This window comes from Sedimentibacter sp. LTW-03, from assembly GCF_052059825.1.
In the GTDB taxonomy this organism is placed as follows: domain Bacteria; phylum Bacillota; class Clostridia; order Tissierellales; family Sedimentibacteraceae; genus Sedimentibacter.
The window spans coordinates 3,172,399-3,196,976 of sequence record NZ_CP197180.1 but is presented as its reverse complement, the minus strand read 5'-3'; the positions used below and the strand labels follow the sequence as shown (position 1 = coordinate 3,196,976).

Annotated in this window: 22 protein-coding genes, 1 tRNA gene, 1 pseudogene and 2 riboswitches; of the genes and pseudogenes, 6 read left to right on the top strand and 18 right to left on the bottom strand. The window is 35.9% G+C overall.

Features of this window, described 5'->3' with window-relative positions:
* Positions 1-433 precede the first annotated feature (433 nt).
* Genes ACS3UD_RS15560 through ACS3UD_RS15550 form a run of 3 tightly spaced genes read right to left on the bottom strand, consistent with a single transcriptional unit; the run spans position 434 to position 4,602 of the window.
* Positions 434-1,918, bottom strand: coding sequence for a glycine betaine uptake BCCT transporter (locus tag ACS3UD_RS15560; RefSeq protein WP_308140080.1), 1,485 nt, complete (start codon positions 1,916-1,918; stop codon positions 434-436).
* A 41-nt stretch (positions 1,919-1,959) separates the two neighbouring features.
* The gene (grdH, locus tag ACS3UD_RS15555; RefSeq protein WP_308138737.1) at positions 1,960-3,264 is read right to left on the bottom strand and encodes a betaine reductase selenoprotein B; all 1,305 of its coding nucleotides are present in this window, start codon (positions 3,262-3,264) and stop codon (positions 1,960-1,962) included.
* Positions 3,265-3,276: 12 nt separating this feature from the next.
* A complete protein-coding gene (locus ACS3UD_RS15550) occupies positions 3,277-4,602 on the bottom strand; it encodes a glycine/sarcosine/betaine reductase component B subunit (RefSeq protein WP_308138738.1) in 1,326 nt (441 codons plus the stop codon).
* Between the two features lie 305 nt (positions 4,603-4,907).
* On the opposite strand from ACS3UD_RS15550, the gene ACS3UD_RS15545 reads away from it, so the two are divergent.
* The gene (locus ACS3UD_RS15545) at positions 4,908-5,567 is read left to right on the top strand and encodes a TetR/AcrR family transcriptional regulator (RefSeq protein ID WP_308138739.1); all 660 of its coding nucleotides are present in this window, start codon (positions 4,908-4,910) and stop codon (positions 5,565-5,567) included.
* Between the two features lie 135 nt (positions 5,568-5,702).
* Here ACS3UD_RS15545 and ACS3UD_RS15540 read toward each other — a convergent pair whose 3' ends face one another.
* From ACS3UD_RS15540 to ACS3UD_RS15520, 5 genes and pseudogenes are all read right to left on the bottom strand, one after another.
* Positions 5,703-5,876, bottom strand: coding sequence for a hypothetical protein (locus tag ACS3UD_RS15540; RefSeq protein WP_308138740.1), 174 nt, complete (start codon positions 5,874-5,876; stop codon positions 5,703-5,705).
* Positions 5,877-5,916: 40 nt separating this feature from the next.
* Positions 5,917-6,264 (bottom strand): annotated as a pseudogene (locus tag ACS3UD_RS15535) (hypothetical protein); the annotation flags it as partial.
* Between the two features lie 202 nt (positions 6,265-6,466).
* The gene (locus tag ACS3UD_RS15530; RefSeq protein ID WP_308138741.1) at positions 6,467-6,781 is read right to left on the bottom strand and encodes a DUF3784 domain-containing protein; all 315 of its coding nucleotides are present in this window, start codon (positions 6,779-6,781) and stop codon (positions 6,467-6,469) included.
* Between the two features lie 96 nt (positions 6,782-6,877).
* A tRNA-Ser gene (locus ACS3UD_RS15525) sits at positions 6,878-6,967 on the bottom strand.
* 168 nt (positions 6,968-7,135) lie between these two features.
* Positions 7,136-9,124 carry a sigma 54-interacting transcriptional regulator gene (locus ACS3UD_RS15520; RefSeq protein ID WP_308138742.1) on the bottom strand — a complete coding sequence of 663 codons (1,989 nt, stop codon included), beginning with the start codon at positions 9,122-9,124 and terminating at the stop codon, positions 7,136-7,138.
* A gap of 231 nt (positions 9,125-9,355) precedes the next feature.
* Here ACS3UD_RS15520 and ACS3UD_RS15515 point away from each other — a divergent pair, with 231 nt between their 5' ends.
* Together ACS3UD_RS15515 and ACS3UD_RS15510 are read left to right on the top strand one after the other, a co-directional pair.
* A complete protein-coding gene (locus tag ACS3UD_RS15515) occupies positions 9,356-10,807 on the top strand; it encodes an alanine/glycine:cation symporter family protein (RefSeq protein ID WP_308138743.1) in 1,452 nt (483 codons plus the stop codon).
* A gap of 92 nt (positions 10,808-10,899) precedes the next feature.
* Complete coding sequence (locus ACS3UD_RS15510; RefSeq protein ID WP_308138744.1) at positions 10,900-11,922, top strand: DmpA family aminopeptidase; 1,023 nt, start codon at positions 10,900-10,902, stop codon at positions 11,920-11,922.
* A 155-nt stretch (positions 11,923-12,077) separates the two neighbouring features.
* On the opposite strand, the gene ACS3UD_RS15505 is transcribed toward ACS3UD_RS15510, so the two are convergent.
* The gene (locus tag ACS3UD_RS15505; RefSeq protein ID WP_308138745.1) at positions 12,078-12,950 is read right to left on the bottom strand and encodes a DegV family protein; all 873 of its coding nucleotides are present in this window, start codon (positions 12,948-12,950) and stop codon (positions 12,078-12,080) included.
* A gap of 217 nt (positions 12,951-13,167) precedes the next feature.
* Here ACS3UD_RS15505 and ACS3UD_RS15500 point away from each other — a divergent pair, with 217 nt between their 5' ends.
* Positions 13,168-13,725, top strand: coding sequence for an NADPH-dependent FMN reductase (locus tag ACS3UD_RS15500; RefSeq protein ID WP_308138746.1), 558 nt, complete (start codon positions 13,168-13,170; stop codon positions 13,723-13,725).
* Between the two features lie 13 nt (positions 13,726-13,738).
* Here the strand turns inward: ACS3UD_RS15500 and ACS3UD_RS15495 are convergent, their stop codons facing one another.
* The 6 genes from ACS3UD_RS15495 to ACS3UD_RS15470 all read right to left on the bottom strand — a co-directional run bounded on the left by ACS3UD_RS15495 (position 13,739) and on the right by ACS3UD_RS15470 (position 19,195).
* A complete protein-coding gene (locus tag ACS3UD_RS15495; RefSeq protein WP_308138747.1) occupies positions 13,739-15,055 on the bottom strand; it encodes an HD domain-containing phosphohydrolase in 1,317 nt (438 codons plus the stop codon).
* A 220-nt stretch (positions 15,056-15,275) separates the two neighbouring features.
* Entirely contained in the window at positions 15,276-16,139 is an 864-nt protein-coding gene (locus tag ACS3UD_RS15490) for a MetQ/NlpA family ABC transporter substrate-binding protein (RefSeq protein ID WP_308138748.1), read from the bottom strand.
* Positions 16,140-16,239: 100 nt separating this feature from the next.
* Positions 16,240-16,902, bottom strand: a complete 663-nt coding sequence (locus ACS3UD_RS15485; RefSeq protein WP_308138749.1) for a methionine ABC transporter permease — start codon at positions 16,900-16,902, stop codon at positions 16,240-16,242.
* A complete protein-coding gene (locus ACS3UD_RS15480) occupies positions 16,892-17,908 on the bottom strand; it encodes a methionine ABC transporter ATP-binding protein (protein ID WP_308138750.1) in 1,017 nt (338 codons plus the stop codon). Before ACS3UD_RS15480 ends, ACS3UD_RS15485 begins: the two co-directional genes overlap by 11 nt.
* Positions 17,909-17,921: 13 nt before the next feature.
* Positions 17,922-18,659, bottom strand: a complete 738-nt coding sequence (locus ACS3UD_RS15475; RefSeq protein WP_308140081.1) for a tRNA threonylcarbamoyladenosine dehydratase — start codon at positions 18,657-18,659, stop codon at positions 17,922-17,924.
* Between the two features lie 65 nt (positions 18,660-18,724).
* Positions 18,725-19,195 carry a YbaK/EbsC family protein gene (locus tag ACS3UD_RS15470; protein ID WP_308138751.1) on the bottom strand — a complete coding sequence of 157 codons (471 nt, stop codon included), beginning with the start codon at positions 19,193-19,195 and terminating at the stop codon, positions 18,725-18,727.
* A gap of 59 nt (positions 19,196-19,254) precedes the next feature.
* Positions 19,255-19,357, bottom strand: a riboswitch (SAM riboswitch).
* A 202-nt stretch (positions 19,358-19,559) separates the two neighbouring features.
* On the opposite strand from ACS3UD_RS15470, the gene ACS3UD_RS15465 reads away from it, so the two are divergent.
* Positions 19,560-20,015: a universal stress protein gene (locus ACS3UD_RS15465; protein WP_308138752.1), complete on the top strand. Its 456-nt coding sequence runs from the start codon at positions 19,560-19,562 to the stop codon at positions 20,013-20,015.
* A 62-nt stretch (positions 20,016-20,077) separates the two neighbouring features.
* On the opposite strand, the gene pflA is transcribed toward ACS3UD_RS15465, so the two are convergent.
* The 3 genes from pflA to ACS3UD_RS15450 all read right to left on the bottom strand — a co-directional run bounded on the left by pflA (position 20,078) and on the right by ACS3UD_RS15450 (position 24,147).
* Positions 20,078-20,806 (bottom strand): pyruvate formate-lyase-activating protein, encoded by a 729-nt coding sequence (gene pflA, locus ACS3UD_RS15460; RefSeq protein WP_308138753.1) that lies wholly within the window; start codon positions 20,804-20,806, stop codon positions 20,078-20,080.
* Position 20,807: 1 nt separating this feature from the next.
* Positions 20,808-23,033: a formate C-acetyltransferase gene (gene pflB, locus ACS3UD_RS15455; protein ID WP_308138754.1), complete on the bottom strand. Its 2,226-nt coding sequence runs from the start codon at positions 23,031-23,033 to the stop codon at positions 20,808-20,810.
* A 44-nt stretch (positions 23,034-23,077) separates the two neighbouring features.
* Positions 23,078-23,157: riboswitch (ZMP/ZTP riboswitch) on the bottom strand.
* A 51-nt stretch (positions 23,158-23,208) separates the two neighbouring features.
* Positions 23,209-24,147, bottom strand: a complete 939-nt coding sequence (locus ACS3UD_RS15450) for a hypothetical protein (protein ID WP_308138755.1) — start codon at positions 24,145-24,147, stop codon at positions 23,209-23,211.
* A 204-nt stretch (positions 24,148-24,351) separates the two neighbouring features.
* Between ACS3UD_RS15450 and ACS3UD_RS15445 the strand changes: the two genes are divergently transcribed.
* Positions 24,352-24,537, top strand: coding sequence for a DUF1858 domain-containing protein (locus ACS3UD_RS15445; RefSeq protein ID WP_308138756.1), 186 nt, complete (start codon positions 24,352-24,354; stop codon positions 24,535-24,537).
* Positions 24,538-24,578: the final 41 nt, after the last annotated feature.

The window sequence follows — 24,578 nt, the reverse complement described above, 5'->3', positions numbered from 1 at the left end:
GATTTAAAAGAATGCCCGTACAGGTTGCGAAGTAAAAAATGTTAAATACTTTTCTACATGGCATTCAATTTGTTCAGATGTAAGAGCTGCCTGATATCCGATGCTTATAAAATATTATAAGCCTTGCTCATTACATACCTCATTTCTTGGTTACCAACATCTGTATAGCAAAATATATACCATATTGAAGATTTTTAATAATTTTATTTTGCTATGAAATTTTAACATCATTTATGCTTCATCATTGTAATGGTTATAAATGTTTTATAAATTTTTTTACAAAACAAGGTATTTTATTTCTCACCGAGAAATAATTTTCTTCACGTTCTAAACTAAAAAACTCTTCTATGCATAACTTAAGAAATATAATTCTTTGTCTGTTATAACAGGTGCCACACTTTCAAATTGCATCTTTGTTCATTTCGTAAATCATTTAAACATGTTCTGATTTTAATGCCTTTAACAATGAAACACAGGCAGCGAGCATAACAAATATAAACGGAAATGCAGCCGCTATTGATATTATTTGAAGTGGTTTAAGCCCACCTGCAATTAACAGCCCTATTGCCATTAAGGATTGTACGATTCCCCACAGTACCTTTTTACTGTTCGGCGGATTTAAATTGCCGTTTGAAGTCAGCATTGAAAGTACAAATGTGCCTGAATTGGCTGATGTTATGAAAAATGTACATACCAGAACTAATGCAGCTGCAGAAAGCACTATACCCATAGGATATTTTTCAAGCACTGTAAATAATCCTGTTTCCGGAACAGCCGCTACTTTTTCCAGTGCTTCAATGGATAAAATCCCTTCTTCTCCAAGGTGTATACCTAATGTTCCAAAAATCGCAAACCATACGATTGAGCCTACTGAAGGCGCCAATACTACACCTGCAATGAATTCGCGTATAGTTCTTCCTTTTGAGATTCTGGCAATAAAGACTCCTACAAATGGTGCCCATGCAATCCACCATGCCCAGTAGAATATTCTCCAATCCTGAATCCAACTGTTATCTCCGTAAACTACCAGCATAAGACTGTCAGGAATAATATTGCAGATATACTGTCCCAACCCATTGGTGAAATTATTCAAAATTTCAACTTTGGGCCCTACAACCATGGCCAAAGCCATCAATATAAATGCAATGTACAGATTTACATCAGATATAATTTTAATACCTTTTTCTATTCCTGCCACAGCTGTCCATATATAAACAACTGTAATCACAGAAATAATAATTATCTGTATCAGAAGCGTCGATGGAATTCCAAACATGTATTCCAATCCGCTGTTAATCTGCAGAACTCCCAAGCCCAGTGATGTAGTTACACCTGCAACAGTAGCGAACACTGCAAATACATCAATCGTCTTTCCCAATGCACCGTTAACTCCCTTCTCGCCAATCAATGGCTCAAATATAGAGCTAATCAGTGCAGGTTTCTTCTTACGAAATTGAAAATATGCCAACGCCAGTCCAATTATTGAATAATTAGCCCATGGATGAATTCCCCAGTGTAAAAATGAAGACTTTATTGCAAAATACGCAGCTTCAGCAGTTCCACCTTCCATGCCCATAGGGTTAATATAATGAGAAAGCGGTTCTGATATTCCCCAGAATACTAATCCTACACCCATGCCTGCTCCAAAAAGCATGGCAAACCATGAAGAAGTCTTATATTCCGGCCTGGAATCATCATCTCCCAGACGAAGCTTTCCGTACTTGCTAAAAGCAATGCTTATTATAAATATGACAAACAACAGCATAGCCAATAAATACAGCCATCCAAATTTTATTGTAAGGAAATTATATACAGCATTGGAAACATAGACAAAGCTATCATTCAATGCTACCGCCCATATGGCAATTCCTCCTGTAAGCAACATAGAAAGATAAAAAACATAATTTTTTTCTTTGATCAAACCACTTCTCCCTTCTTTTCCATAATTACAGTACCCGCTTATACCTTAAATACAGTTTGTTCGCTCACATCTGTAGCAAGACTTTCCAATGCTACTTTAGTTCTATGATAACGAAGCTTCCACTGTTCTTCTTTTGAGGTACCTGGATCTCCTAACGGATACGGTATGGAGATAGTTGGAACAATTCTGTTTGCTCCTACTGTCAACGACACCGGAATCAAGTTGCACATATGCACAACCGGTAATCCGGCCTTTTCAAATTCTTTAACCATCGTTGCACCGCAACGTGTACAGGTGCCTCAGGTTGATACTAGTATTACAGCATCTACACTATCCTCTTGCAGATACGGCAAAATTTCATTTGCCATTCTCATGGCCTCAGCTTGAGTTGTTCCCGTTCCTACGGTAGTATAGAAATATGAATGAAGTTTTCCAAACACTCCTTCTTTCTCCATAACTTTTAATGCATCGATTGGTGTTATTACATTAGGATTTGCATCTGCAGCCGCAGGGTCAAAACCGGCATGTATGGTTTTGTATTCTCCTGCTTTTAATGCATCTATACCTTCTATATTGTACCTTCCCCAACGTGTAGCTGATGCAGACTGAATACGGTCAGGATTGTCCACAGGTACAATTCCACCTGTATTAACAAGTGCAATCTTTGCCTTTTTCAGATCTTTCAGAGCAGGAGCAATAGGAACACGTTCCATTTTCGGAATCGGAAGTTCTGTCTGAAATTTTTCTCCGCTTAACTTTTTAAGAAGCATATCTATCATTCTTTCAGAAGCAGGTGTACCTTCATTAAGCCACATCTGACGACGGATTCCTCTTGCAAAATATCCTTCTTCCGAAGCGCTTTGAATTTCTTCATCATTAAGTATTTTATTAGCAAGCTTAACCATTGCGGCCACATCTTTACGCATCTTAGATGCAATATTACCGCCTTGCATAATATACATGTCTTTTTTAAACATCTCAACGCCTGGATTCTCTATGTTCATAGATGTCACAACCGGTACATTGTATTTTTCTTTTACAGCTTTACATATGGTTCCACAGGCAACTCCATATCGTCCCGCCTGAAATGCAGGTCCCGCAAGAAAGATATCTATTTCTTTTCCTTCCAGCATTCCCAATATAGTGTTAACTGCATCCTCAGTATTACTTCCCATATAGTTGTCTCCGCATATGACTGTATGGGTAATCTCTGCATCCAATTTTTTAGCGAACTCAAGAGCAGGCCCTACTTTTCCTTCTCTGATTTCCGGAGCAAAATCAGCCTTATCTTCACCGCCTATTTGTCCAAAAAACTGATTAACGTACAAAATCGCTTTTTTCATTTTATCTCTCCTCTAAAATTCTTTCATTGTTTTGGGGGACCACCCACACACTCGGTCTCCGCAAAACATGGAGTTATTTTCCATAATAATGGAGCCATCCGGTCTTACTGAAGGCCCTAAGATTTCATCATCCGGCCATCCACCAGATAATCCGTCTCTTGCCAAAGCTTCCAGTTCTCCCAATACAGTCTCCATCGGAGGAAGTTCAATTAATTCAGACACATTTCCACAAGATACGATCGCATCACATTTTTCATCCAATGTTACAAGAGGCTGTGACTGTCCATCACGTCCAGTACATTCATTGGTAACGCCTACCGTTTTAATTCCAGCATCTTCTAAAGCAACATAGCATCCTATAAAATCTGCATCAGGGTTTCCGTATCCTTCTTCCGCAACAACAGCTCCATCAGCACCAAGAGTCTTTGCAATTTGAGCTACGAACAATGCAGAACGCTCTTTCTGTTCCAATGCTACATTAAGGTTAGACATTATAACACCAAGGAAATTAATTGTTTTTCCGTGTTCCTTATATAAAGCCTTAATGTTAGGACAGTTCTGGAAATCATATGTGGACCACTTAGAGGAAACCGGCATAAAACTTCCCGAAACCATCGCTCCATCCAGAATTTCATTTGGGTGCATTACTGTAGGAACAACGTGATTCATATCCCATCCGTAGACTAAATCGTTATAGCCCATTTCTTCCATCTGAGACTGCGGCTGCATTACATATACGACAGAGAATAATTTTTTCAATTCATCCCCACGTTTTGTAATTTCACCAAGTTCATATACCTCTTTTTCTTCAGGCTCTAATTCTTTCACACATTCCGCAACATACTCTGCAAGTTTATGTCCGGCTCTTCTTAAAGCATCATTCTTTTTCTGCTGCTCACGATGTTCAAACTTCTCGTTAGTGTCTGCTACAAGAACAATGTTATTCAATTCTCCAAACAAAGTGTACTTCTGTCCTTCGCCGCTCATGTCAATAAGTCCGTCCTGGAAGCCTCCCCAATGTCTGCCTACCACTAATACACTGCAGTTTTTCAATGCGTGTGCCGTTCCGTTTCCTGCCGGCTGCAACGGTCCTGTATATCCCGGAAAAGCACTTCTTCCATCCAGCCTGATTCTTGGCTCAATGGCTTCCTTAACCGGACACATACGAATCTTGTCTCCTGGTTTCGCTATGTATAAGTCCGCTTCCGTGATACGTTCATCATTTTTGATAAAGTCCAGAGCTTCCTGTTTGTTTATTGTCAGGACTCCATTATCAAATGACAGTTTATCTCCGAAAACGATATCCTTTACATAGAAATTTCCTAATTCCAATTTCATGGTAAATCCTCCTTATGCTATTTGCATCTTAGATATCGGCGATACTGCACTTGCCTAATGTCACATCTTTTTCTTATTGATAAACACAATAATTTGTGCTATTGTATAATTTGGATATTATACAAATAATATAAATAAGCGCGCTTATTGCATGTGATATTGTATAAATAATATCAATAAGCGCGCTTATTGTCAAGCTATTTTTATAACTTCTTACTTACTTATAACTATTTTTCATAATTTAAATAAAAAACTACACGGCACTTTCAATTATGATTATGCCGTAAAGAGAGGGGCAGTTTACTATGAAAGAGCTTGAATTACTAGAAAAAGAAGAAAATAAAAAATATAATACAATTCGTTTTGTTAATGCAGCTCAAGAAATAATTGATGAAGAAGGGCTCAAAGGTGCCTCTATACGAAAGATTTCTCAAAGAGCAGGCTTTCATAATTCGACTATATATTTGTATTTTAAGGACCTTGATCAATTAATTATGCTTGCCTCTATGAAGTATTTTCGAGAGTACAGTCACTCCCTTGAGTTGCAGAGCCAAAAACAGTTATCTACCGTCGAAAATTTCCTTTCTATATGGAATCTATTTATTGATGCAATTTTAACAAACCCTCACATATTTTATAATTTTTTCTTTGGAAAGAGAAGCGACAACTTGAAAGAAATTATGAATTTGTATTATCAAATTTTCCCTGAAGAACGCGATCAGTTCTCCGAAGATATTGAATCTATGTATTTTGGCAGCAATATTAATGAAAGATGTTTAAATCTTTTGCACCCGCTGATTAAAGAAAAAAATCTTGTTACAGATAAAAACGTATCTATGCTTAATGAAATTACCGTAAGTTATTGCAAATATAAACTAATGCAGAAATGCCAGGATCCTTCATTGGATTCCCAGCAGATAAAAAAAGATATACTTGCTGCGATATCTCATGTTACAGGAATATAGATTAAATATAATTATTTACTTACAGCAGAAATTAAAGTTAAAGATTATTTAAATACTGATTTGAATATAAAAACAAGCTGCATATTAATTAACAATATGCAGCTTATAATCTTGAACCTATACTTTTATGTACTCTTATTCATAAAACACGCTTACGACTAGAAAAGTAAGATCTGTTTCATGATTGTAACTTTGTGACTGCTTAATGTCCAACACTTTTTTGTCGCTGATAAAGCCATTAAGCTCTCCTTCTAAATTGTTAACGTCTATTGTTTCACTTATATTTCCCTTAAAAATTTTCACTTTCACTTTGTGCCTCCATTATTAGATATTTAATATTATAATTGTTATTATGCAATGTTGTGTTTTTTACTTTCCATTTTACTAACGCTATTCCTAGCCAAAGTCCGTAAATGCCCAAAGTAATAATTGTTAACAGGAACCATTTTATCCAATTACCAAAAAGTCCAATTGCTGTTCCGTTAAATTTTAATCTTTTCCCTTCAATCACAGTGTGGTTTGTTTTCCATCCATATATCATGCATAGTGCCTAAGGGTAGCATATCCCAAATGTTACAGCTGTAATCAAAGTTCCTAGAATACTCCATCCAATTAATTGCAATACCCCCCCATCAAAATACGATTCTTGTCTTGAACTTAAGCCATTAATATTAACATTGACATCTAAGTTTGACATTTCCCAATCCCTCCTTTTAATAATATAATTACCAAAATTATACCAATTAAAACATTTATTATCAATACCATTTTACAATTTATAACATTTTTCAACTTTATTGGCTCTCTATGCAGCTAATTCAATTCAAAATGACAACAACACAAAATGCTGGTAATATGCTGAAAAGACCATCACTTCGTGTTTTGCTCATAATGCGAAATTAAAATAAACTTCCATTATACTTCTTTTGTGCCGTTCCAATCAATATAAACCCGATTATAAAGAATGGAACAGAACAAGTCCACCAATAAGCGGTATAGGTTACATAATCAAGGATACCTGCTAATATACACCCTGTGCCAATTAGCACAATTCCTTTCCCAAACAGCGTGGTATAAGCTTTTTTATCTTTTTCTTTCACGTTTGTATAATGGTAGGAATGTATAAGAGAGATTTTTTCTTTTTTCCAAATGAGAAAACCAAAGCAAGTACAAAACAAGCCGGCTGACAGCATAATAATTAACCCAATAATCACAGCTAATCCCTCCGTTATAAATTTTCTTTAATTAATATTATCATAAGTAAAACAAAAAATCATGTATAAAATGTGAACTCATACATGATTTTCATTTGGCGGAGAATGCGGGATTCGAACCCGCGATACGGTTCCCCGTATACACGCTTTCCAGGCGTGCTCCTTCAACCACTCGGACAACTCTCCAAAGTGCTTTACAGCAAATGATATTATAACCTGAAAAGATGTTCTATGTCAATGTTTTTTTGCTGTTAGCTTAAAAGAAAAATTTGGAATTTCGCATTACTGCCAGAGGTACAAATAACCCGCAAACTCCAATAATTAATATGTATTATCTTTGATCGAATTATTCGGCTACAAAGAATTCAAGTAATTAATCCCTTCTTGAGTTACCATATTTCCTGCTCTTCCTTTTCTTGTTTCAATATAATTATTGTCATGCAGCCATTTTAATAATGTTCTGATTTTGGAATCGCTTATTTTTACACCCTTTTCTTTGAGCTCATACATTAATTGAGTTCTCCCTATACCGTGAAAACTGTCTGTATTTTCTTTTATAATACTTAAAATTAAAGATATATAATCGTTTTTTGAATTCGCAGTTGATTTATTATTAGATTTATTTGACATATAATTTGGAAATATACCAAGTGTCTTATAATAGTTGACAGCACTTTCTAATTCTCTGACATTTCCGTGCCAAGAGTAATTCAATATGGATTTTTTTTGCTCCTCTGTCAAACTATAATACAAATCTCCCAAAAAGTTTTCCGCCAACAGCAAAATATCTTCCTGTCTTTCCCTTAATGGCGGAATTTCAACGGGAATTACATTAAGCCTGTAGTACAAATCACTTCTAAATTTTCCCTTCTGCACTTCATCTTCCAAATTTTTGTTTGTTGCCACGATAATCCTTACGTCAACATTTATCAGCCTGTTGCTGCCTATACGCATGATTTGCTTTTCTTGAATTACCCTTAACAGTTGAACTTGAAGATTTTGAGATATATCTCCTATTTCATCCAAAAATAATGTGCCCGTGTTAGCCTGCTCGAACAATCCTATTTTCCCACTCTTGCTTGCTCCGGTAAACGATCCGCTTTCATATCCAAAAAGCTGACTTTCCAGAAGTGATTCAGGGAGGGCTGCACAATTAACCGCAACAAAGGGCATGCTCCTTCTATAAGAAAATTTATGAATTGACTGCGCAAGCAATTCCTTCCCCGTACCGCTTTCTCCTCTGATCATTATAGTAAAATCTGTCAGAGATGCCTTTTTTGAAAGGTTTATGCACTGCATCATACTGTCCGATTTATACACAATATCACTAAAAGAATACTTAGCAAAAAGCCCTTTATCTATCAAATGATTTTTCAAATTTATTTCTAAATCTCTTATATCCTTCTCATTTCTAAGTATTATATAATAACCTACAATTTGATCCATAAGCATTACTGTAGTTTTTTCAACTGTATAATTCTCTTCGTTAATTTTAATAAGTCTGGTTTTTGTATTAGAATTGATTAATTTTTCAAAAGCTGATTTGTCAACAAAATTTCTTATACTCCTGTCGTAGCTGTTATAGTCAATGCCAAAAATAATATTTGATTTATTGTTCGAATATACTAGGTTATAATCATTATCCGTCAGCAGTATACTTTCATGAGAATTGAAAATCACCATGTTTAACATTTCACTTTTCAAATAGCTGTTTAAGTAATTGCTTTTAAAAGTAGCATTAGGCTCAACAATGCTGTTCATATGTCTGATTATGTTTCTGTTTATAAGCTTATGGCTTAATTGCAATTTTTGCATTATTTTAATAAGAGTGTCGTATCCGATTTGTCTGTAGCCGATATTTATAATATTTTTTATATGCTTCGGCACCAGATCTTCTTCATTGGGAGTTATTGCTATTTTAATATCATCGTAATAATTATCCGTATCTAAGTCTTTTTCGTAAGAAATAAAATTGACACTGCTTATTCCCAGTTCGTAAAAAGTATTTGTTGTTTGAATGGTACTCTCATAAGAATCATTTACAACTAAAACATCAGTATTTTGGGGAATCGCAAGAATATCAGAAATAAATTTTTTATCAATACCTCTGGTCATAAGTATAACATTATCAAAATTTTGTATATGCTTTTTTAATGGGTATATCATATATTCAAACAAAACTAAAAATATATCACCCTCAATAATTTCATCATCAAAAAGCTCATTTAAAAAAATATTGTTTACTTTTATATACTTTTCAAAGATAGATTCTAAATTATTTTTCAAATACTCGATTGCCGGCATATTCTCTCTGTTTCTGTAAATTACTGATATTATTTTCATAAAAGCATCCCCCTGCTTAAAGATTAATTATATTATTATAGCACAAATACTAAAATAATAGGATAATAATAGGATTAATTTTTATTTTAATCTTATTAAATATTAGCATTTAACTTGTTAGACTTTTTTGATAAGATAAAAACGTTAGTATTATCAATTAATATTTTTATTATGTGTATTGGCATATAAATTGCTTATATATAAATAAAAAATAATTTAAAGGAGGCTACTATGTTCGAACTTTTTACTAATTTTACAAATTTTTTATGGGGCATGCCATTATTAGTGGTTATTATAGTAACAGGATTTTATTTTACTGTTAAAACCCGCGGATTCCAATTTAAGTATTTCGGTTTTATTATTACTAATATTTTTAAAAGCAATAAAGAATCAAAAAGCTTGGACGACAAAAAGAAATTGACTCCATTCCAAGCGATTTCAATTGCTGTTGGCGGATCAGTCGGCGTAAGTAACATAAGCGGTGTTGCAACAGCGATTGCTACAGGTGGACCTGGAGCGTTATTTTGGATTTGGTTTGCTGCTCTCTTAGGCATGATAATTAAAATGGCTGAGGTTTCATTGGCGGTGTATTACAGAGAGACAGGCGATGACGGCACTTTTAGAGGAGGTCCTACATTCTATATTCAGAAAGCTTTGGGTGCAGAAAAAGGAGTTAAATTCTGGAAGCCTCTAGCTGTTATCTTTGGAATAGGTATATTTATGACATGGCCTATAACAATTCAGAATTACACCATATCAGAAGCTATAGGAACAACATTTAACATACCGTTTATAATTCCTTCTATTGCACTGGTAATCTGCATTTATCTGGTAACAATAGGCGGACTTAAAAAGATCGGTGTTATTGCTTCTTATTTAATTCCTATAATGTGCGGATTCTATATTTTATGTGGAATTTATATTTTATTAGTTAACATTTCAGAGGTTCCTAATACTTTTATGTTAATATTTAAGGGAGCATTTACAACTCAAGCGGCAGCTGGCGGTTTCTTAGGCGCCACGGTAGGAAAGGCTATGAGGCTGGGTTTTGCCAGATCAGTTTATAGTAATGAAGCCGGCTGGGGAACATCTCCTATGGTACATGCGACCGCTGATGTTGATCATCCGATTAAGCAAGGCTTATTAGGAGCATTTGAAGTATTTGCCGATACGATTTTAGTATGCTCAATAACAGGACTTGTAGTTATAATTACAGGATACTGGAATTCAGGTATGTCAGGAGCAAACTTAACATTATCGGCATTCGAATCAGTTATAGGTTATACTGCAAGAGTAATTGTAGCATTGAGTATATTTTTGTTCGGGTTAACAACAAATACAGGTTGGTTTGCATATTATATGACCCTGTTGAATCATGCATTTGAAGACGGCTCAAAAACAAAGAAAATATTCACAAAGCTATTTGTTATTGGAAATCCGCTTTGGGGCTTTTTCATATTAGTAGCTTCCGTATACTTCGGAGGAACTCCAGAGCAAATATGGGTTTTGGCCGATTTCTCATCTGTAATACCTACGTTTATCAACGTAGCTGTACTGTTTATGATAGGTGGTAAATTTATTGAACTGCTAAAGGACTACAAAGCAAGATATATGGGAATAGGTACAGTTGATCCCGACTTCAAGCTATTTTATGAAGACGAGTTAAAATCTAAAGCTCAATAGCAAATAAAAATATCATAAATAATGTTTATATATAATAATTAAATACTCTTTCGGAGTATTCTTAGGTTGAGACATTTAAGAAAGGAAATAAAATGGGACTGGATAAAAACAGCGGAATAACTATAGGAAAACTAAAAAAAGGCAAAAAAAACCTTATAACAGATGTTCAGGGAGTAAAAGTCGGTCATGTTACATTAAACGACGGTAGTGTAAAAACAGGTGTAACTGCCATTTTGCCACATGGAGGAAATATATTTAAAGAAAAAGTAATGGCCTCATCATATGTACTGAACGGATTCGGAAAAAGCATGGGGCTGCTGCAAATTGATGAACTCGGAACTATTGAAACACCCATAATTATGACTAATACTCTCAGCATAGGAGTTGCTGCAAACGGGTTGATAAAATATATGTTAGATCAAAACAGCGATATAGGTCTTGAGACAGGCACAGTAAATTGCGTGGTTACTGAATGTAACGACGGAAGATTGAATGATATAAGAGGACTTCATGTTAAAGAAGAGCATATATTTGAAGCAATCAGCAATGCGGCTGAAGATTTTGAAGAGGGCGCAGTCGGTTCAGGAACAGGAATGTCTTGTTTAGGTGTTAAAGGCGGAATCGGATCTTCCTCAAGAGTTGTGGAATTAGATAACAAAGAGTATGTTATAGGCGCCATTGTTATGTCCAATTTTGGGAACAAAGGTGATTTAACAATATGCGGACAAAATGTTGGCGCTAAGATGAAAGAAATTGATCTTAACAAAAAAGAAAAGGGATCAATAATAATTATAATTGCAACTGACATACCCTTGAATGAAAGGCAGCTGAAAAGGGTGGCAAAGCGTTCTGCTATTGGAATTGCGAGAACAGGTTCTCATATGGGAAACGGAAGCGGTGATATTTGCTTATCCTTCACTACGGCTAATAATTTGAAGCATTACAGCGATTCGGATGTTATCGCTACAAAAATGATTTATGACGAAAATATTGATATTGTGTTCAGAGGAGCCATAGAAGCAGTAGAAGAAGCAGTAATAAGCTCCTTATACCATGCTGATACAACAATTGGCAGAGATAACAAAATTTCTAAAAGCTTAAGAGAATATCTGTAGTATTGTCATTAACCAGTTAATATTCTTATTCAATTTTATTTCATAAATAAGCGGAGCACATCACTTTATCTTGGATATAAATTGTGCTCCTTTTTTATAAATTACCAAATAAAAAAGTCGATTCAGTAAAGCAATAATGAATCGACTTCCAAATCTTATCTTTCTGTTCCGAAGAAGAACAGCGCTATTGTGCCTTGTCCGGTATGTGAACCTATTACAGGTCCTATGTAGTTTATAACAACTTCCTTAACATGCAGCTTTTCTTTTATTAAGTTGCCAAGATATTCTGCTTCCTCAAAGCATTCTGAATGACTTATGAAAACTGAATTATCTTCAGGATTTATGCATGTTGTCTCCATGCGCTCCAAAAGGGCATTGATTGATCTTTTTCTTCCTCTCACATTCGAAACGGGAACTAAATATCCTCCGTTATCCACATGAAGTATGGGCTTAACTCCCAAAGCTGTTCCAATAGTAGCAGTCATAGCATTTATTCTGCCGCCGCGTTTCAAATGATTTAAATCATCTACAGTAAACCAGTGACACAAATGAAATTTATTATCTGCCACCCAGTTCATAACCTCGTCGATGCTTTTGCCTTCCTGCTTCATCTTTGATGCATAGTATACCAGCAGCCCTTCCCCTAATGAAGCTGCAAATGTGTCAATGCATTCAATTCTTAAATTGCTGTATTTTTGCAACAGCTCTTCCCTTGCTATCAGAGAAGAATTATATGTTCCGCTTAGTGCCGATGAAAATCCCAAGTATAAAATATCATTTCCATCCATAAGTATGCGTTCAAAATATTCCTCAAAAGTTTTTGCATTTATAAGGGTAGTATTAGATCTCTCTCCTTTTTTTATCCTCTCGTAAAATTCATTTATGCTTAGTTGTCTGTGATCAGGATAGTTTAGGTAATTTTCACCTTCAAAGCCAAATCCCAAAGGAATAACCACAATTCCATATTTCTCAATAATGTCTATAGGCAAATCCGCAGTAGAATCTGTTACTATAATATAATTTTTCATAGTTTTATTTCCCTTCTATCATTATAATGCAGTTTTAAGATAATACTAACATATTGCTTCATCCATTACAATACATAAAATACATGATGTTTAAATTTTAATAGTCTGTTTCAATTCACTAAACATTACATATTTAGTTGTTTGTTTTTAGAAATTTGGGTATATATATTATAAACACAAATCTTTTATTAAAGATATTTTCACAGGAGGAGTTAATATGGTAAAAATAGCTGTGATTTTAGGAAGCACAAAGCCCGGGAGAAACGGAAAAGCTGTTGCTGAGTGGATATATAAGCTGGCAGAAAATAGAGCAGATGCAAAATTCGAATTGGTTGATATAGCTGATTACAATTTACCTCTTTATGATGAGCCATATCCTGCAATGATGCAGAAATATACAAAAGAACACACAAAAAAATGGTCGCAGAAAATCGATGAATTTGACGGTTACATATTTGTAACCCCGGAGTACAACCACAGCATACCCGGAGCATTGAAAAATGCAATTGATTTTTTGAACGTTGAATGGAAAAATAAAGCCGTCGGATTTGTAAGCTATGGAAGTGTAGGCGGGGCAAGAGCTGTTGACCACTTGCGACAAATAACAGGTGGACTTCAAATGGCCGATATAAGAGCTCAGGTAATGCTGAATTTGTTTACTGATTTTGTAAATATGAGCGAGTTCAATCCTGACCCAAGGCACAATGATGAAGTATCTGAACTATTTAACCAGCTAATATCATGGTCTGAAGCTATGAAGACGATGAGAGAATAAAGAATGGGCCGTCCTAATCGGACGGCTTATTCTTTTGAAAACTATTGTACAGCTCATAAAATTCATTTCTATGTTTTTTTAGCGTCTCAATAATTACAGGATCAAAATGGCGGCCGCTTCCTTCAATTACATATTCAAAACTTTCTTCAAAACCATAGGCATCTTTGTAAGGCCTTTTGCTGGTCAGCGCATCAAATACGTCTGAAACTGCTACAATTCTGGCGCTTAACGGAATATCTGTTTTAGACTTGTTGTTAGGATATCCCGAACCGTCCCACTTCTCGTGATGGCACTCAACTATTTCAATTCCCATTTTGAACATGCTGTATTTTTGCTTTGCTATGTTGCTTTCTGCTGTTTTTAAAACTTCAACACCGTATGTTACATGCTTTTTCATTTCATCAAATTCTTCTTTTGTCAAGCGCCCCGGCTTTAGCAATATTCCGTCCTTAACACCAACTTTGCCGATATCGTGCATAGCGCTGAACCTCTCAATTCCCTTAATAAACTGAATGGTTATTTCTTCTTCATATTTTCTGTCGTCCTGCAAAAATTCTGTAATTTTAACCGCATATGCAGTCATTCTGTCAAGATGGTCGGCAGTATCTTCATCTCTGGTTTCAGCCATCTTTGTCAGTGCCAGAAGTGTAGAGTAAAGCATTTCGTCAATAAATATATTTTTATTCAAGCTTATGGCAATACTGCTTGATAAAGTTTTTAAAAAATCCACATGTTCCTCATTATAAACATCTCGCATAACATTAGAGAAAAATATAATTCCGATTGGCTTTTCATTAACACTCAAAGGAAGTGAAATTGAAGACTTTATTCCCTCTTCCATAAGGATTTTGTTATAATTTGCATCTTTGTTTTTCGTATAACTATTCAAATCATTTATAATTCTTGGAGTCCCATTTTTTACAATATTTTCAAGACTTGTCCTGCTTATTTCCGCCCTAAGTCCCATAAGTTTCTTAGGAAGTTCACACAACATAGGGTCGGAAATACCATAGGAAGCTTCCAGTATTCTATCCTCATCTTTTAGCAGAGCAATTCCTATGTGATTATAAGGAATAAATTCTGAGAATGTAGAGTATATAAACTTTAAAATTCCTTCAAATGACACATCCTTATTAATGTTCTCTATTAGTTCTATTAATTTATCCAGCTTGTTAAAGCCCAGATTAATTTCTTTAATTACAGGAACTAATTCTTCATCGGGAATAATGTTCAAATTTTTATCTATAATTGAAATGTTTGTTAGTTTGTTAAACAAATCATTTATAGGGTCTGTTAAAAATCTATGAAATATTTTATCTGTATGTTCCATGATCCGCCTTCAGTGTTTTTTTGTGTATTTAATAGTATATCGGATAAACTATTAAAAAATCAAGTTTATAAAAGATGTTTATTGGTACAATAATAACACTTTAATAAGGCTGCCCTTGAATCGGACAGCCTCAGCTGTTATTTTCATATATATTTCTTTTTAATAACCATCCATTCTAGTGCAAAGTTATCATCTTTGAATATTTTTTGTTATAATTTAATTAATCTATTGCAACTACTGCTCCGTTGTATGTTTCATCAATATATTGTTTTACTTCATCGCTCTTCAAAGCTTCAATCAAAGCTTTAACATCTTCTCTTTCCTCGTTTCCCTCTTTGACAACTAATATATTGGCATAGACCTGAGCAGCATCTGAGTACTGTTCTTCTTTTGCTAATGCATCTGACACATTTAATCCGGCAGAAAGTGCATAGTTACCGTTTAATACTACAAAATCCACTTCGCCTATTACTCTTGAAACTTGAGCTGCCTCCAATTCAATAATTTCAATATTGTGAGGATTTTTTTCAATATCATTTTTCGTAGCTGCAAGTCCGGCGCCTTCTTTTATTTCAATAAGGCCATTAGCCTCAAGAAGCAACAATGCTCTTGCTTCATTAGTAGTATCACTTGGAACTGCTATTGCGGCACCGTCTGGTATGTCAGATAGATTTTCTGATTTACCTGCATATATTGCAAGTGGCTCATAATGAATTGGAGCTACTGAAACCAGATTCGTTCCGTTTTCCTCATTGAAGTTATCCAGGTATGGTTTGTGCTGGAAGAAATTCGCATCTACGTCTCCGGCATCAACAACAAGGTTAGGCTGTACATAGTCAGAAAATTCAATTATTTCCAGTTCATATCCCTGTTCTGCCAGTATATCCTTAGCTTGCGCTAAAATTTCAGCGTGAGGTGTCGGCGATGCTGCTACGGTAATTTTACCTTTAGCCATACTCTCTGAAGGCACTTCCGCCTCTGGTTTTTCTTCTGATGCCTGCTCATTTCTTTGACACCCTGCAAATATTGCAAGGGATAGCACTAATATTGACACCACTAATAATAATTTTATATATTTTTTCATAGTTATCTCCTTTATGTCGTATTTAATATGTCACTGAGTTTACTATTCAGTATGCCCTTAGCTAGCTCGGACATATCTGGCGTTATTTCAGCTTGTTTTTTTAGACAGTTCTCTTGTCTGTCTTTTGTGCGATTTTCATTCCTATCATCTGAAGCAGCTGCACGAGTATAATCAAAAGAACCAGCGTCATAAGCATAATTTCGGTCTGGTACCTGTAATAACCGTACCTTATGGCTATGTCTCCCAATCCTCCTCCACCAAGAATACCTGCCATTGCAGAATATCCCAGTATTGTCGCTATCGCAATTGTTGCGCCTACAATCAGCGAATTTTTGGCTTCCGGAATCAGCACCTTGAACACTATGGTTAAAAGTGATGCTCCCATACTTTGTGCTGCTTCAATAACTCCTTGATCTACTTCTTGAAGTGAAGATTCAATCAATCTTGCTATAAATGGCGTAGCTGCAATTACAAGCGGTACTATTGTAGCAGTGGGCCCATAACTTTTGCCGGCTATAAATTTAGTCAAGGGTATAACCGCTATCAACAGTATCAGAAACGGAACTGAACGCCCCACATTTACAACAATATCCAGAAATCTATAAATAAATCCAATAGGATGTAAACCGTCTTTTTTAGTTATTACTAATGCTATTCCGATTGGAAAAGCAAATAAATATGCAAAGAGTGTTGATACAACTGTCATGTATAAAGTGTCTCTTGTTCCTTCCAACAGCATCATAACCGTATCGTTAGCCAACATAACCAATCAACTCCTCTACATTAACATTTTTATTTTTTAAATAGTTTATAATTTTATCAGCCTGCATCTCATCATCAGGAAGCTGCAGTACCATTTGACCGAATGCTTGTCCTTTTATATCCTTTGTATTTGCAAACAGTATATTAACCTGCGCCCTGCATTCTAAAACCATGTTTGCAATAACGGGCTCAAAAGAAGACTTCCCATCGAATACAATGCGTATACACCTGTTTCCTGTCATCTCTTTTGCCGAAGTTCCGCTGTGGTAGACAAGCTTCTTAGCAGCATCGGTTTTCGGGTTTGAAAACACATCTTCAACCCTGCCTTTTTCGGCCAATTTACCTTTGTCTATGATTGCTACGAAATCGCATATTTCTTCAACCACTGACATTTCATGTGTAATAATAACAATAGTAATTCCAAGTTTTTTATTTATGTCTTTCAGAAGTTCAAGTATAGAGCGAGTTGTGGTTGGATCGAGAGCGCTGGTAGCTTCATCACAAAGCAGTATCTCTGGATTTGTTGCCAAAGCTCTCGCTATGGCCACCCTCTGTTTCTGCCCACCGCTCAGTTGGGACGGATATGCCTTTTTTTTATCCGCAAGCCCTACAAGATCCAATAGTTCTCCTGCTCTTTTTCTTCCTTCATTTCTGCTTACACCGCCTATTTCAAGCGGAAAGCACACATTATCTTCAACGTTTCTCTGCATAAGAAGATTAAACTGTTGAAAAATCATTCCTACTTTTTGCCTAAGACCCCTAAGCTGTTTTTCATTAAGTTTCAGCAAATCCCTGCCGCCTATGATAACAGTACCTTTCGTAGGCCTCTCCAAAAAGTTTATACATCTGACCAAGGTGCTTTTACCTGCACCGCTCATTCCTATTATTCCGCATATATCACCTTTATTAATGTCAAGGTTAACTCCCGACAGGGCAGTCACTTTATTATTCTGACTGATATAATGCTTTTCTAAATCTTTTAACTGAATCAATGGAGTCGTACCCATGCTGATTTCTCCTTTACTTAGCCGCTAAATCTTTTACTACCTCGCTTGCGATTATGAGTCCAGCCACTGACGGAACAAATGATACGCTGCCTGGTGTGGCTCTTCTGCTTGTCACTTTTTCCTCAGAATCGTGAGGATTGCTAGCCTCTTCGTCATATATTGGTTTAATAGGTTCTTCCTTTGAATAAACAACCTTTAATTTTTTTATGCCCCTCTTTTTAAGCTCACGTCGCATTACCTTTGCAAGGGGATCTACGGAGGTCTTATATATATCCGCAACCTCCAGCATTGCAGGGCTCAGCTTATTGCCCGCACCCATGCTGCTCATTACCGGAACGCCGGCAGCCTCTGCCCTGACTATCAGTTCAAGCTTAGCCGCTACTGTATCTATCGCATCAATGATGTAATCATATTTTGTAAAATCATAGAGGTCTGCATTTTCAGGCAGATAAAATGTTGCATATGTTTCCACTTCAGCCTTTGGATTGATATCTCCAATCCTTTCGGCCATCACTTCAACTTTCTTTCTTCCTATAGTTTTTCTTGTGGCTATAATCTGCCTGTTTATGTTTGTAATACATACCTCGTCATCATCAAACAAGGCAAATCTGCCCACCCCGCTTCGTGCAAGAGCTTCGGCAACATACCCTCCAACTCCGCCTATTCCAAATATAGCAACTGTTGAATTTTTTAATTTATTCATAGCTTCCTTGCCAAGTAAAAGCTGTGTTCTTGAAAATTCGTTTAGCATAATACCCTTTCTTTGCTTAAATTTAATCACAATATTTTATGTTTATTTCCTGCTGCTAATAATATTTATTCCCAGTTTTTGCACACATCAACCCATTCCCTGCATTGAGATAATTTTTCCAGCTCGTCTAAGGTGAGTTCTATTGCAGAATTTGAACTGCCGCACGCAGGAAACATTGTATCAAATCGTTTCATGGAAATATCAAGATATACATCTACGTTCTCCGGAAGAGCAAACGGACAAACACCACCTATGGCATGTCCGGTAAAGCTTACAGTATCTTCATGAGCAAGCATTTTCGCTTTAAATCCGAATTTTCCTTTAAATTTCTTATTGTCTACCTTTGCGTCTCCAGCTACTACAATTATCATTGCATTATCGCCATTGTAAAATGACAGCGACTTGGCTATTCTTGCTTCCTTGGTTCCCAAGGCCTTTGCTGCCAGTTCTACGGTAGCCGTCGATTCATCCATAATAAGAATATCATTATCCTTATTGTATTTCTTTAAATATTCGCTTACTTTTTCTAAAGACATTTATATCCTCCTAAATATAAAAAACCCTCTTCGAAGAGAGGGTAAATGTTCTAACCGTCTCCTCATCTGCCAAAGATACCTTTGCCGGACTTAGCACCTTTCAGTAAACTGTAGGTTGCCGAGACTTCACAGGGCCGATCCCTCCGTCTCTCTTGATAAGAAGTTTTTCTTATTTAGTTGTCATGTGATACTTTACACTAATAAAGTATATTTGTCAACCTTATTTTTAAAATTTTCAAACATATTTGTTATTTATTAGCTTTTTATGCTATCAGAATTGAATTATTAACTTCTGCATATATTTAGTTTAGCATGCATATTAATCGGGTATAATATTATATATAAAAAATTATAGGAGGCAGTTATGAAAAAAATACTTGTTCCGATAGACGGTTCGCCTGTATCTCAAAAGGCAGCGGAAAAAGCCATAGAATTGGCAGAAAGATATAACAGCAAGCTTGTATTTATATATGTTGTAGATACCCGCGGAATATATACATACGATGTGGGCGGAATTATCAGCGTTCCTTTTAATTATCCGAAAATTACCGAAGAATTAATTCAAGTAAAAACAAAATTCTTGGATATTTTTGTATCTTCGTTGGAAGTTGATGATAAAAATGTTGAAAAAATAGTACTGCATGGCGAGCCTTCAGACAAAATACTGAATTATGCAAAAAAAGAAAAATTTGATTTAATCGTAATGGGCAGAAGAGGTTTCTCGGCCGTAAAAAGATTTTTTGTAGGTTCTGTTACACAAAGGGTAATTTCCGATGCTCCATGTCCTGTGTTAATTATCAACGATGAAAGCGACGAATAATTATTACGTTAAGAATATTATAAGTATAGCAGAGCCTCTACACGTAGGCTCTGCTATACATTTTACTGTCTTACTAACTTTTCTATGCTTAAGCTCTTTTTTAATTCTTCAAGCCTTTCCTTTGACATGGCAGGAACATCTTTTAATTTGCAGTCAATATTAAGCTCTTCATATTTGAACACCCCCAAGGTGTGATATGGAAGCAGCTCTACTTTTTGTATCAATTCCTTAGGAAATGTATTGACTTCATCTTCTAATTTCCTCATATCCTCTGATGTATCATTTATACCAGGCGTTACCACATGTTTAAGCCACAGCTGTGTCTTATTTTCTATTACAGAATCTTTAAATATGTGGTAATCAGCCATATCCCTACTGGTCAGACTTTTGTATTTTTTAGGATCAGGATGCTTTATATCCAGAATCACCAAATCCGCATTTCTTAAAATTTCGTCATATTTTCCAAGTCCTACCCCAGCAGTATCTATTGTAGTGTGTATATTTTCTTTTTTGCACAGATTTAGACACTCAAGTAGAAATTCGGGCTGCATCAAAGGCTCTCCCCCAGAGAATGTTATGCCACCGTTGTTATTCTTAAAGTAATCTTTGTATCTTATTGCTTTTTCAACGATCTCTTCAGGAGTTATTTCTGTTCCACGATTAAAAGACCAAGTGTCAGGATTGTGGCAGTACGCGCATCTCAGCCTGCATCCCTGCATAAACACTACCATGCGTATGCCGGGTCCATCCAGAGTTCCCAGCGTTTCTATCGAGTGAATATATCCTTTCATGCTACATCCTTTCATGGAATGTTCTGCTAATAACATCCAGCTGCTGTTCTTTGGTCAGCCTGTTAAAGTTTACGGCATAGCCTGAAACACGTATCGTCAAATTAGGATATTTGTCAGGGTTTTTCATTGCATCCTGCAACGTATCTCTGCTTAGTACATTTACATTGATATGATGAGCATTCTGTGTAAAATATCCATCCAGTATGCCTGAAAGATTATCTTTTCTATGTCTATCCAGCTTTCCAAGAGTCTCCGGAACTACTGTGAAAGTATTTGAAATACCATCCTCGCACACATCTTTATATTTTAACTTAGCTACTGAGTTTAGAGAGGCCAGTATACCGCTTTTGTCTCTTCCGTTCATGGGATTAGCTCCCGGTGCAAACGGCTCACCTGATTTTCTTCCGTCCGGTGTAGCTCCTGTCTTTTTACCGTAAACAACATTAGAAGTTATGGTCAATACAGAAAGTGTGTGTTTTGCATCTCTGTATGTCTTGTGCTTTTTAAGTTCTCCGGAAAAAAACTCAAGCACTTCTTCGGCAATAAAATCAACCCTGTCATCATCATTACCATACATGGGGAAGTCTCCCTCAATGTTAAAATCAACCGCTATTCCGTCATTATCATAAACCGGCTTCACCTTTGCATATCTTATAGCACTAAGTGAATCAGCAACTATTGAAAGCCCCGCAACTCCGAATGCCATAAGCCTTCTTACATTGCAGTCGTGAAGCGCCATAAGTCCTGCTTCGTAAGCATACTTATCATGCATATAGTGAATTATATTCATTGTATTAACATAAAGCTCCGCAACATATGTCAAAACTTTCTTGTAATTTGTCCATACTTCATCATAACTTAAAAACTCAGAGGTTATTTTTTCTATATCTCTTACAACTTTTATTTTTCTTTTCTCATCAACGCCGCCATTAATTGCCATGAGCAGAGATTTTGCCAGATTACATCTTGCTCCGAAAAACTGCATGTCCTTACCCAGCCTCATTGCTGAAACACAGCATGCTATTCCGTAATCATCGCCGTACATCGGTCTCATCAAGTCGTCATTTTCATATTGAACTGCAGAGGTTTTTATGGACATCTCTGCACAGTATTTTTTAAAACACTCCGGAAGATCTTTTGACCACAAAATGGTCATATTCGGTTCGGGAGAAGGATTCAAATTAGTCAATGTATGCAAAAATCTGAAAGTAGTCCTTGAAACAAGTGTTCTGCCATCCTGAGACATTCCTCCCAATGATTCTGTTACCCAGTTAGGGTCTCCCGCAAATAGTTCATTGTATTCCGGCGTCCTTAAATGCCTTACCATTCTAAGTTTCATGACAAACTGATCGATTATTTCCTGAGCCTGTATTTCAGTCAGTACACCTGATTGTAAATCTCGCTCAATATATATGTCAATAAAAGTGCTCACTCTGCCAAGTGACATTGCAGCACCGTTGTTTTCTTTAACTCCAGACAGATATCCAAAGTAAACTGCCTGCACCGCCTGCTGTGCATTATCCGCTGGCAGTGATATATCTACACCGTACTTTGCAGCCATAGATTTCATAGATTTGAGAGCTCTTATTTGTTCTTTAATCTCCTCTCTCATTCTGATGTTTTCCTCTGTCATAGGCAAAGAAATTCCTTTATACTCTTCTTCCTTTTTTTCTATCAAAAAATCTATGCCGTACAAGGCTATTCTTCTAAAGTCACCTATTATTCTGCCTCTTCCGTAAGCATCAGGAAGTCCTGTCAGCAATCCCACACTCCTTGCAGATTTAATTTCCGGAGTGTAAACATCAAAAACACCCTGATTATGTGTTTTTCTATACGTGTGAAACACATCCTTCAGCTCACGTGGCATCGCATATCCGTATGCCTCAAGGGACTGTTCAACCATCCTGATTCCTCCGAATGGATTAATCATTCTTTTCAGAGGTGCGTCTGTCTGAAATCCAACGATTATTTCATTCTTCTTATCAAGATACCCGGGTTCGAAGCTGTCAATACCTGAAATATGTTCGGTATCCACATCATAAACACCTTTTTCCATTTCCTCCGACATAAGCTTTGATGCCTCATCAAGCAATTTTTTTGTTCTTTCAGTGGGTTCTGCCAAAAAATCTTCATTGCCTTCGTAAGGAATGTAATTCTTTTGAATGAAATCTCTTACATCAATGTCGTTTGTCCAGCTTCCTTCTTTAAAATTTGTCCATGCTTTCATATATCCTCCTAAATTCAGCTCAGAAGAGAATAAAAAAACCGCCTGAGCTCAGCCCAGGCGGTCGACTTCCAAATTAATCACACTCCCTCGTGGTATCCCACTTCCGCCAGTCATGTGACAATGTTATATTATATTAAAATTTTGTTATTGTCAATACATTATGATTATCAAAACATTATGCATTTTCTATTATATGGTTAATCTGATCTTCAAGCTGCTTAATCATGCATTCTTCTGTTACTTTTTCTTCATAAAGCTTAGACATTGCCTTATCTATGTGGTTTTTAGTATTTTTCACAGCATCCAGAGATTTACCTATATCTGACTGCACAACCCAGTCAAATATAAGGCCGTCATAAAAATAATCAGAAAATGCATCGAATATTCCTATAGCTATTCTTTTACCGGTAATCATTTTTATATCAGAAAGTTCCCTCTTGAATCTTCCAAGTGATCTTTGGGTATATTCCGCATACTGCCCTGCTTTGTCGACATGCTCATACTTTGCTGAAGGATTGATAATTTTGCCGATCATTCCGTCTCCGTCCCCCCAATTTTGAGCATTTTCCAATTCTTTTATTGTTTTTTCAATGTAATCTAGCGCATCTTCTCCTGCTTTTATAGCCTCATCAATTTCAATGATGTTAGCATTCATACTTTCTTTTCTTCTTATAATATGCTTAAGTTCTTCGCTTGTTTCTCTGTCCTCAAGATTAATCTCTTTCAGCTTCTTATTCAGTAAATCTTCATATTCTGTTTCACAAATTTCGACCTGATTAAGCTCATCCATAATTACCTTGGATTCCTTAGCAAGGAAATCAACATTATTTTTGCATTGGTCATATTTAAGCCTTGCCTTAAGCAGCTCTTGTTTTTCTTTCTCAAGTTTTTGTTCTTTAGTTCCTAATATGGCGTAAAATAATGAAGTCATATTTGAAGATTCAAGCTTTAAAACATCAGAGTTTTCCTTTTCCAGTTCCTCGGACAATTTGTTTAAAAGCAGCTTCTCCTTTATCATATCTTGTTCAGTATGTTTCAAAAGCAATTTTAGCTTATTCTTTTTTTCCATGCATTTTTTTACATAACTGATTCTATCATTACAATCACGTTGCATATCAGTTCTCCTTTAATAGGCTGTCAAGTATTTTCAATATATTAAGACTATATATTTTTTTAATTATATCATACATAATATATCGATTCAAACAGTTTTTACCCATTGCAAACAGGAATACGTTAGTAATTTTTATTATTTTTTATTGAATAAGCAGGGTATATAATGTATAATGTCTTTAATAATCTTGTAAGGAGGCACATTATGGCTATAACTAAAGATATGATTATTCGTGAAGTAGTGCAGGCAAGCCCTGACGCTGCAGAAATATTAATGTCTTTCGGAATGGGATGCGTCGGATGCCCTGCTTCTCAGATGGAAACATTGGAAGAAGCCGCAGCGGTTCATGCAATGGATTTGAACAAACTGCTGGATGCATTAAATAAATAAAACCATTGGATTTTCCTTTTTAAGCGAAAAGTAAAACCGGC

Excerpts from the sequence above, each read along its gene's own strand:
- ACS3UD_RS15445 (WP_308138756.1), top strand. The coding sequence starts at position 24,352 with ATGGCTATAACTAAAGATATGATTATTCGTGAAGTAGTGCAGGCAAGC.
- ACS3UD_RS15485 (WP_308138749.1), bottom strand. The coding sequence starts at position 16,902 with ATGTTGGCTAACGATACGGTTATGATGCTGTTGGAAGGAACAAGAGAC.
- ACS3UD_RS15480 (WP_308138750.1), bottom strand. The coding sequence starts at position 17,908 with ATGGGTACGACTCCATTGATTCAGTTAAAAGATTTAGAAAAGCATTAT.
- ACS3UD_RS15550 (WP_308138738.1), bottom strand. The coding sequence starts at position 4,602 with ATGAAATTGGAATTAGGAAATTTCTATGTAAAGGATATCGTTTTCGGA.
- ACS3UD_RS15500 (WP_308138746.1), top strand. The coding sequence starts at position 13,168 with ATGGTAAAAATAGCTGTGATTTTAGGAAGCACAAAGCCCGGGAGAAAC.
- ACS3UD_RS15475 (WP_308140081.1), bottom strand. The coding sequence starts at position 18,659 with ATGCTAAACGAATTTTCAAGAACACAGCTTTTACTTGGCAAGGAAGCT.
- ACS3UD_RS15490 (WP_308138748.1), bottom strand. The coding sequence starts at position 16,139 with ATGAAAAAATATATAAAATTATTATTAGTGGTGTCAATATTAGTGCTA.
- pflB (WP_308138754.1), bottom strand. The coding sequence starts at position 23,033 with ATGAAAGCATGGACAAATTTTAAAGAAGGAAGCTGGACAAACGACATT.
- pflA (WP_308138753.1), bottom strand. The coding sequence starts at position 20,806 with ATGAAAGGATATATTCACTCGATAGAAACGCTGGGAACTCTGGATGGA.
- ACS3UD_RS15450 (WP_308138755.1), bottom strand. The coding sequence starts at position 24,147 with ATGCAACGTGATTGTAATGATAGAATCAGTTATGTAAAAAAATGCATG.
- ACS3UD_RS15465 (WP_308138752.1), top strand. The coding sequence starts at position 19,560 with ATGAAAAAAATACTTGTTCCGATAGACGGTTCGCCTGTATCTCAAAAG.
- ACS3UD_RS15510 (WP_308138744.1), top strand. The coding sequence starts at position 10,900 with ATGGGACTGGATAAAAACAGCGGAATAACTATAGGAAAACTAAAAAAA.
- ACS3UD_RS15545 (WP_308138739.1), top strand. The coding sequence starts at position 4,908 with ATGAAAGAGCTTGAATTACTAGAAAAAGAAGAAAATAAAAAATATAAT.
- ACS3UD_RS15520 (WP_308138742.1), bottom strand. The coding sequence starts at position 9,124 with ATGAAAATAATATCAGTAATTTACAGAAACAGAGAGAATATGCCGGCA.
- ACS3UD_RS15515 (WP_308138743.1), top strand. The coding sequence starts at position 9,356 with ATGTTCGAACTTTTTACTAATTTTACAAATTTTTTATGGGGCATGCCA.
- ACS3UD_RS15470 (WP_308138751.1), bottom strand. The coding sequence starts at position 19,195 with ATGTCTTTAGAAAAAGTAAGCGAATATTTAAAGAAATACAATAAGGAT.
- ACS3UD_RS15505 (WP_308138745.1), bottom strand. The coding sequence starts at position 12,950 with ATGAAAAATTATATTATAGTAACAGATTCTACTGCGGATTTGCCTATA.
- ACS3UD_RS15495 (WP_308138747.1), bottom strand. The coding sequence starts at position 15,055 with ATGGAACATACAGATAAAATATTTCATAGATTTTTAACAGACCCTATA.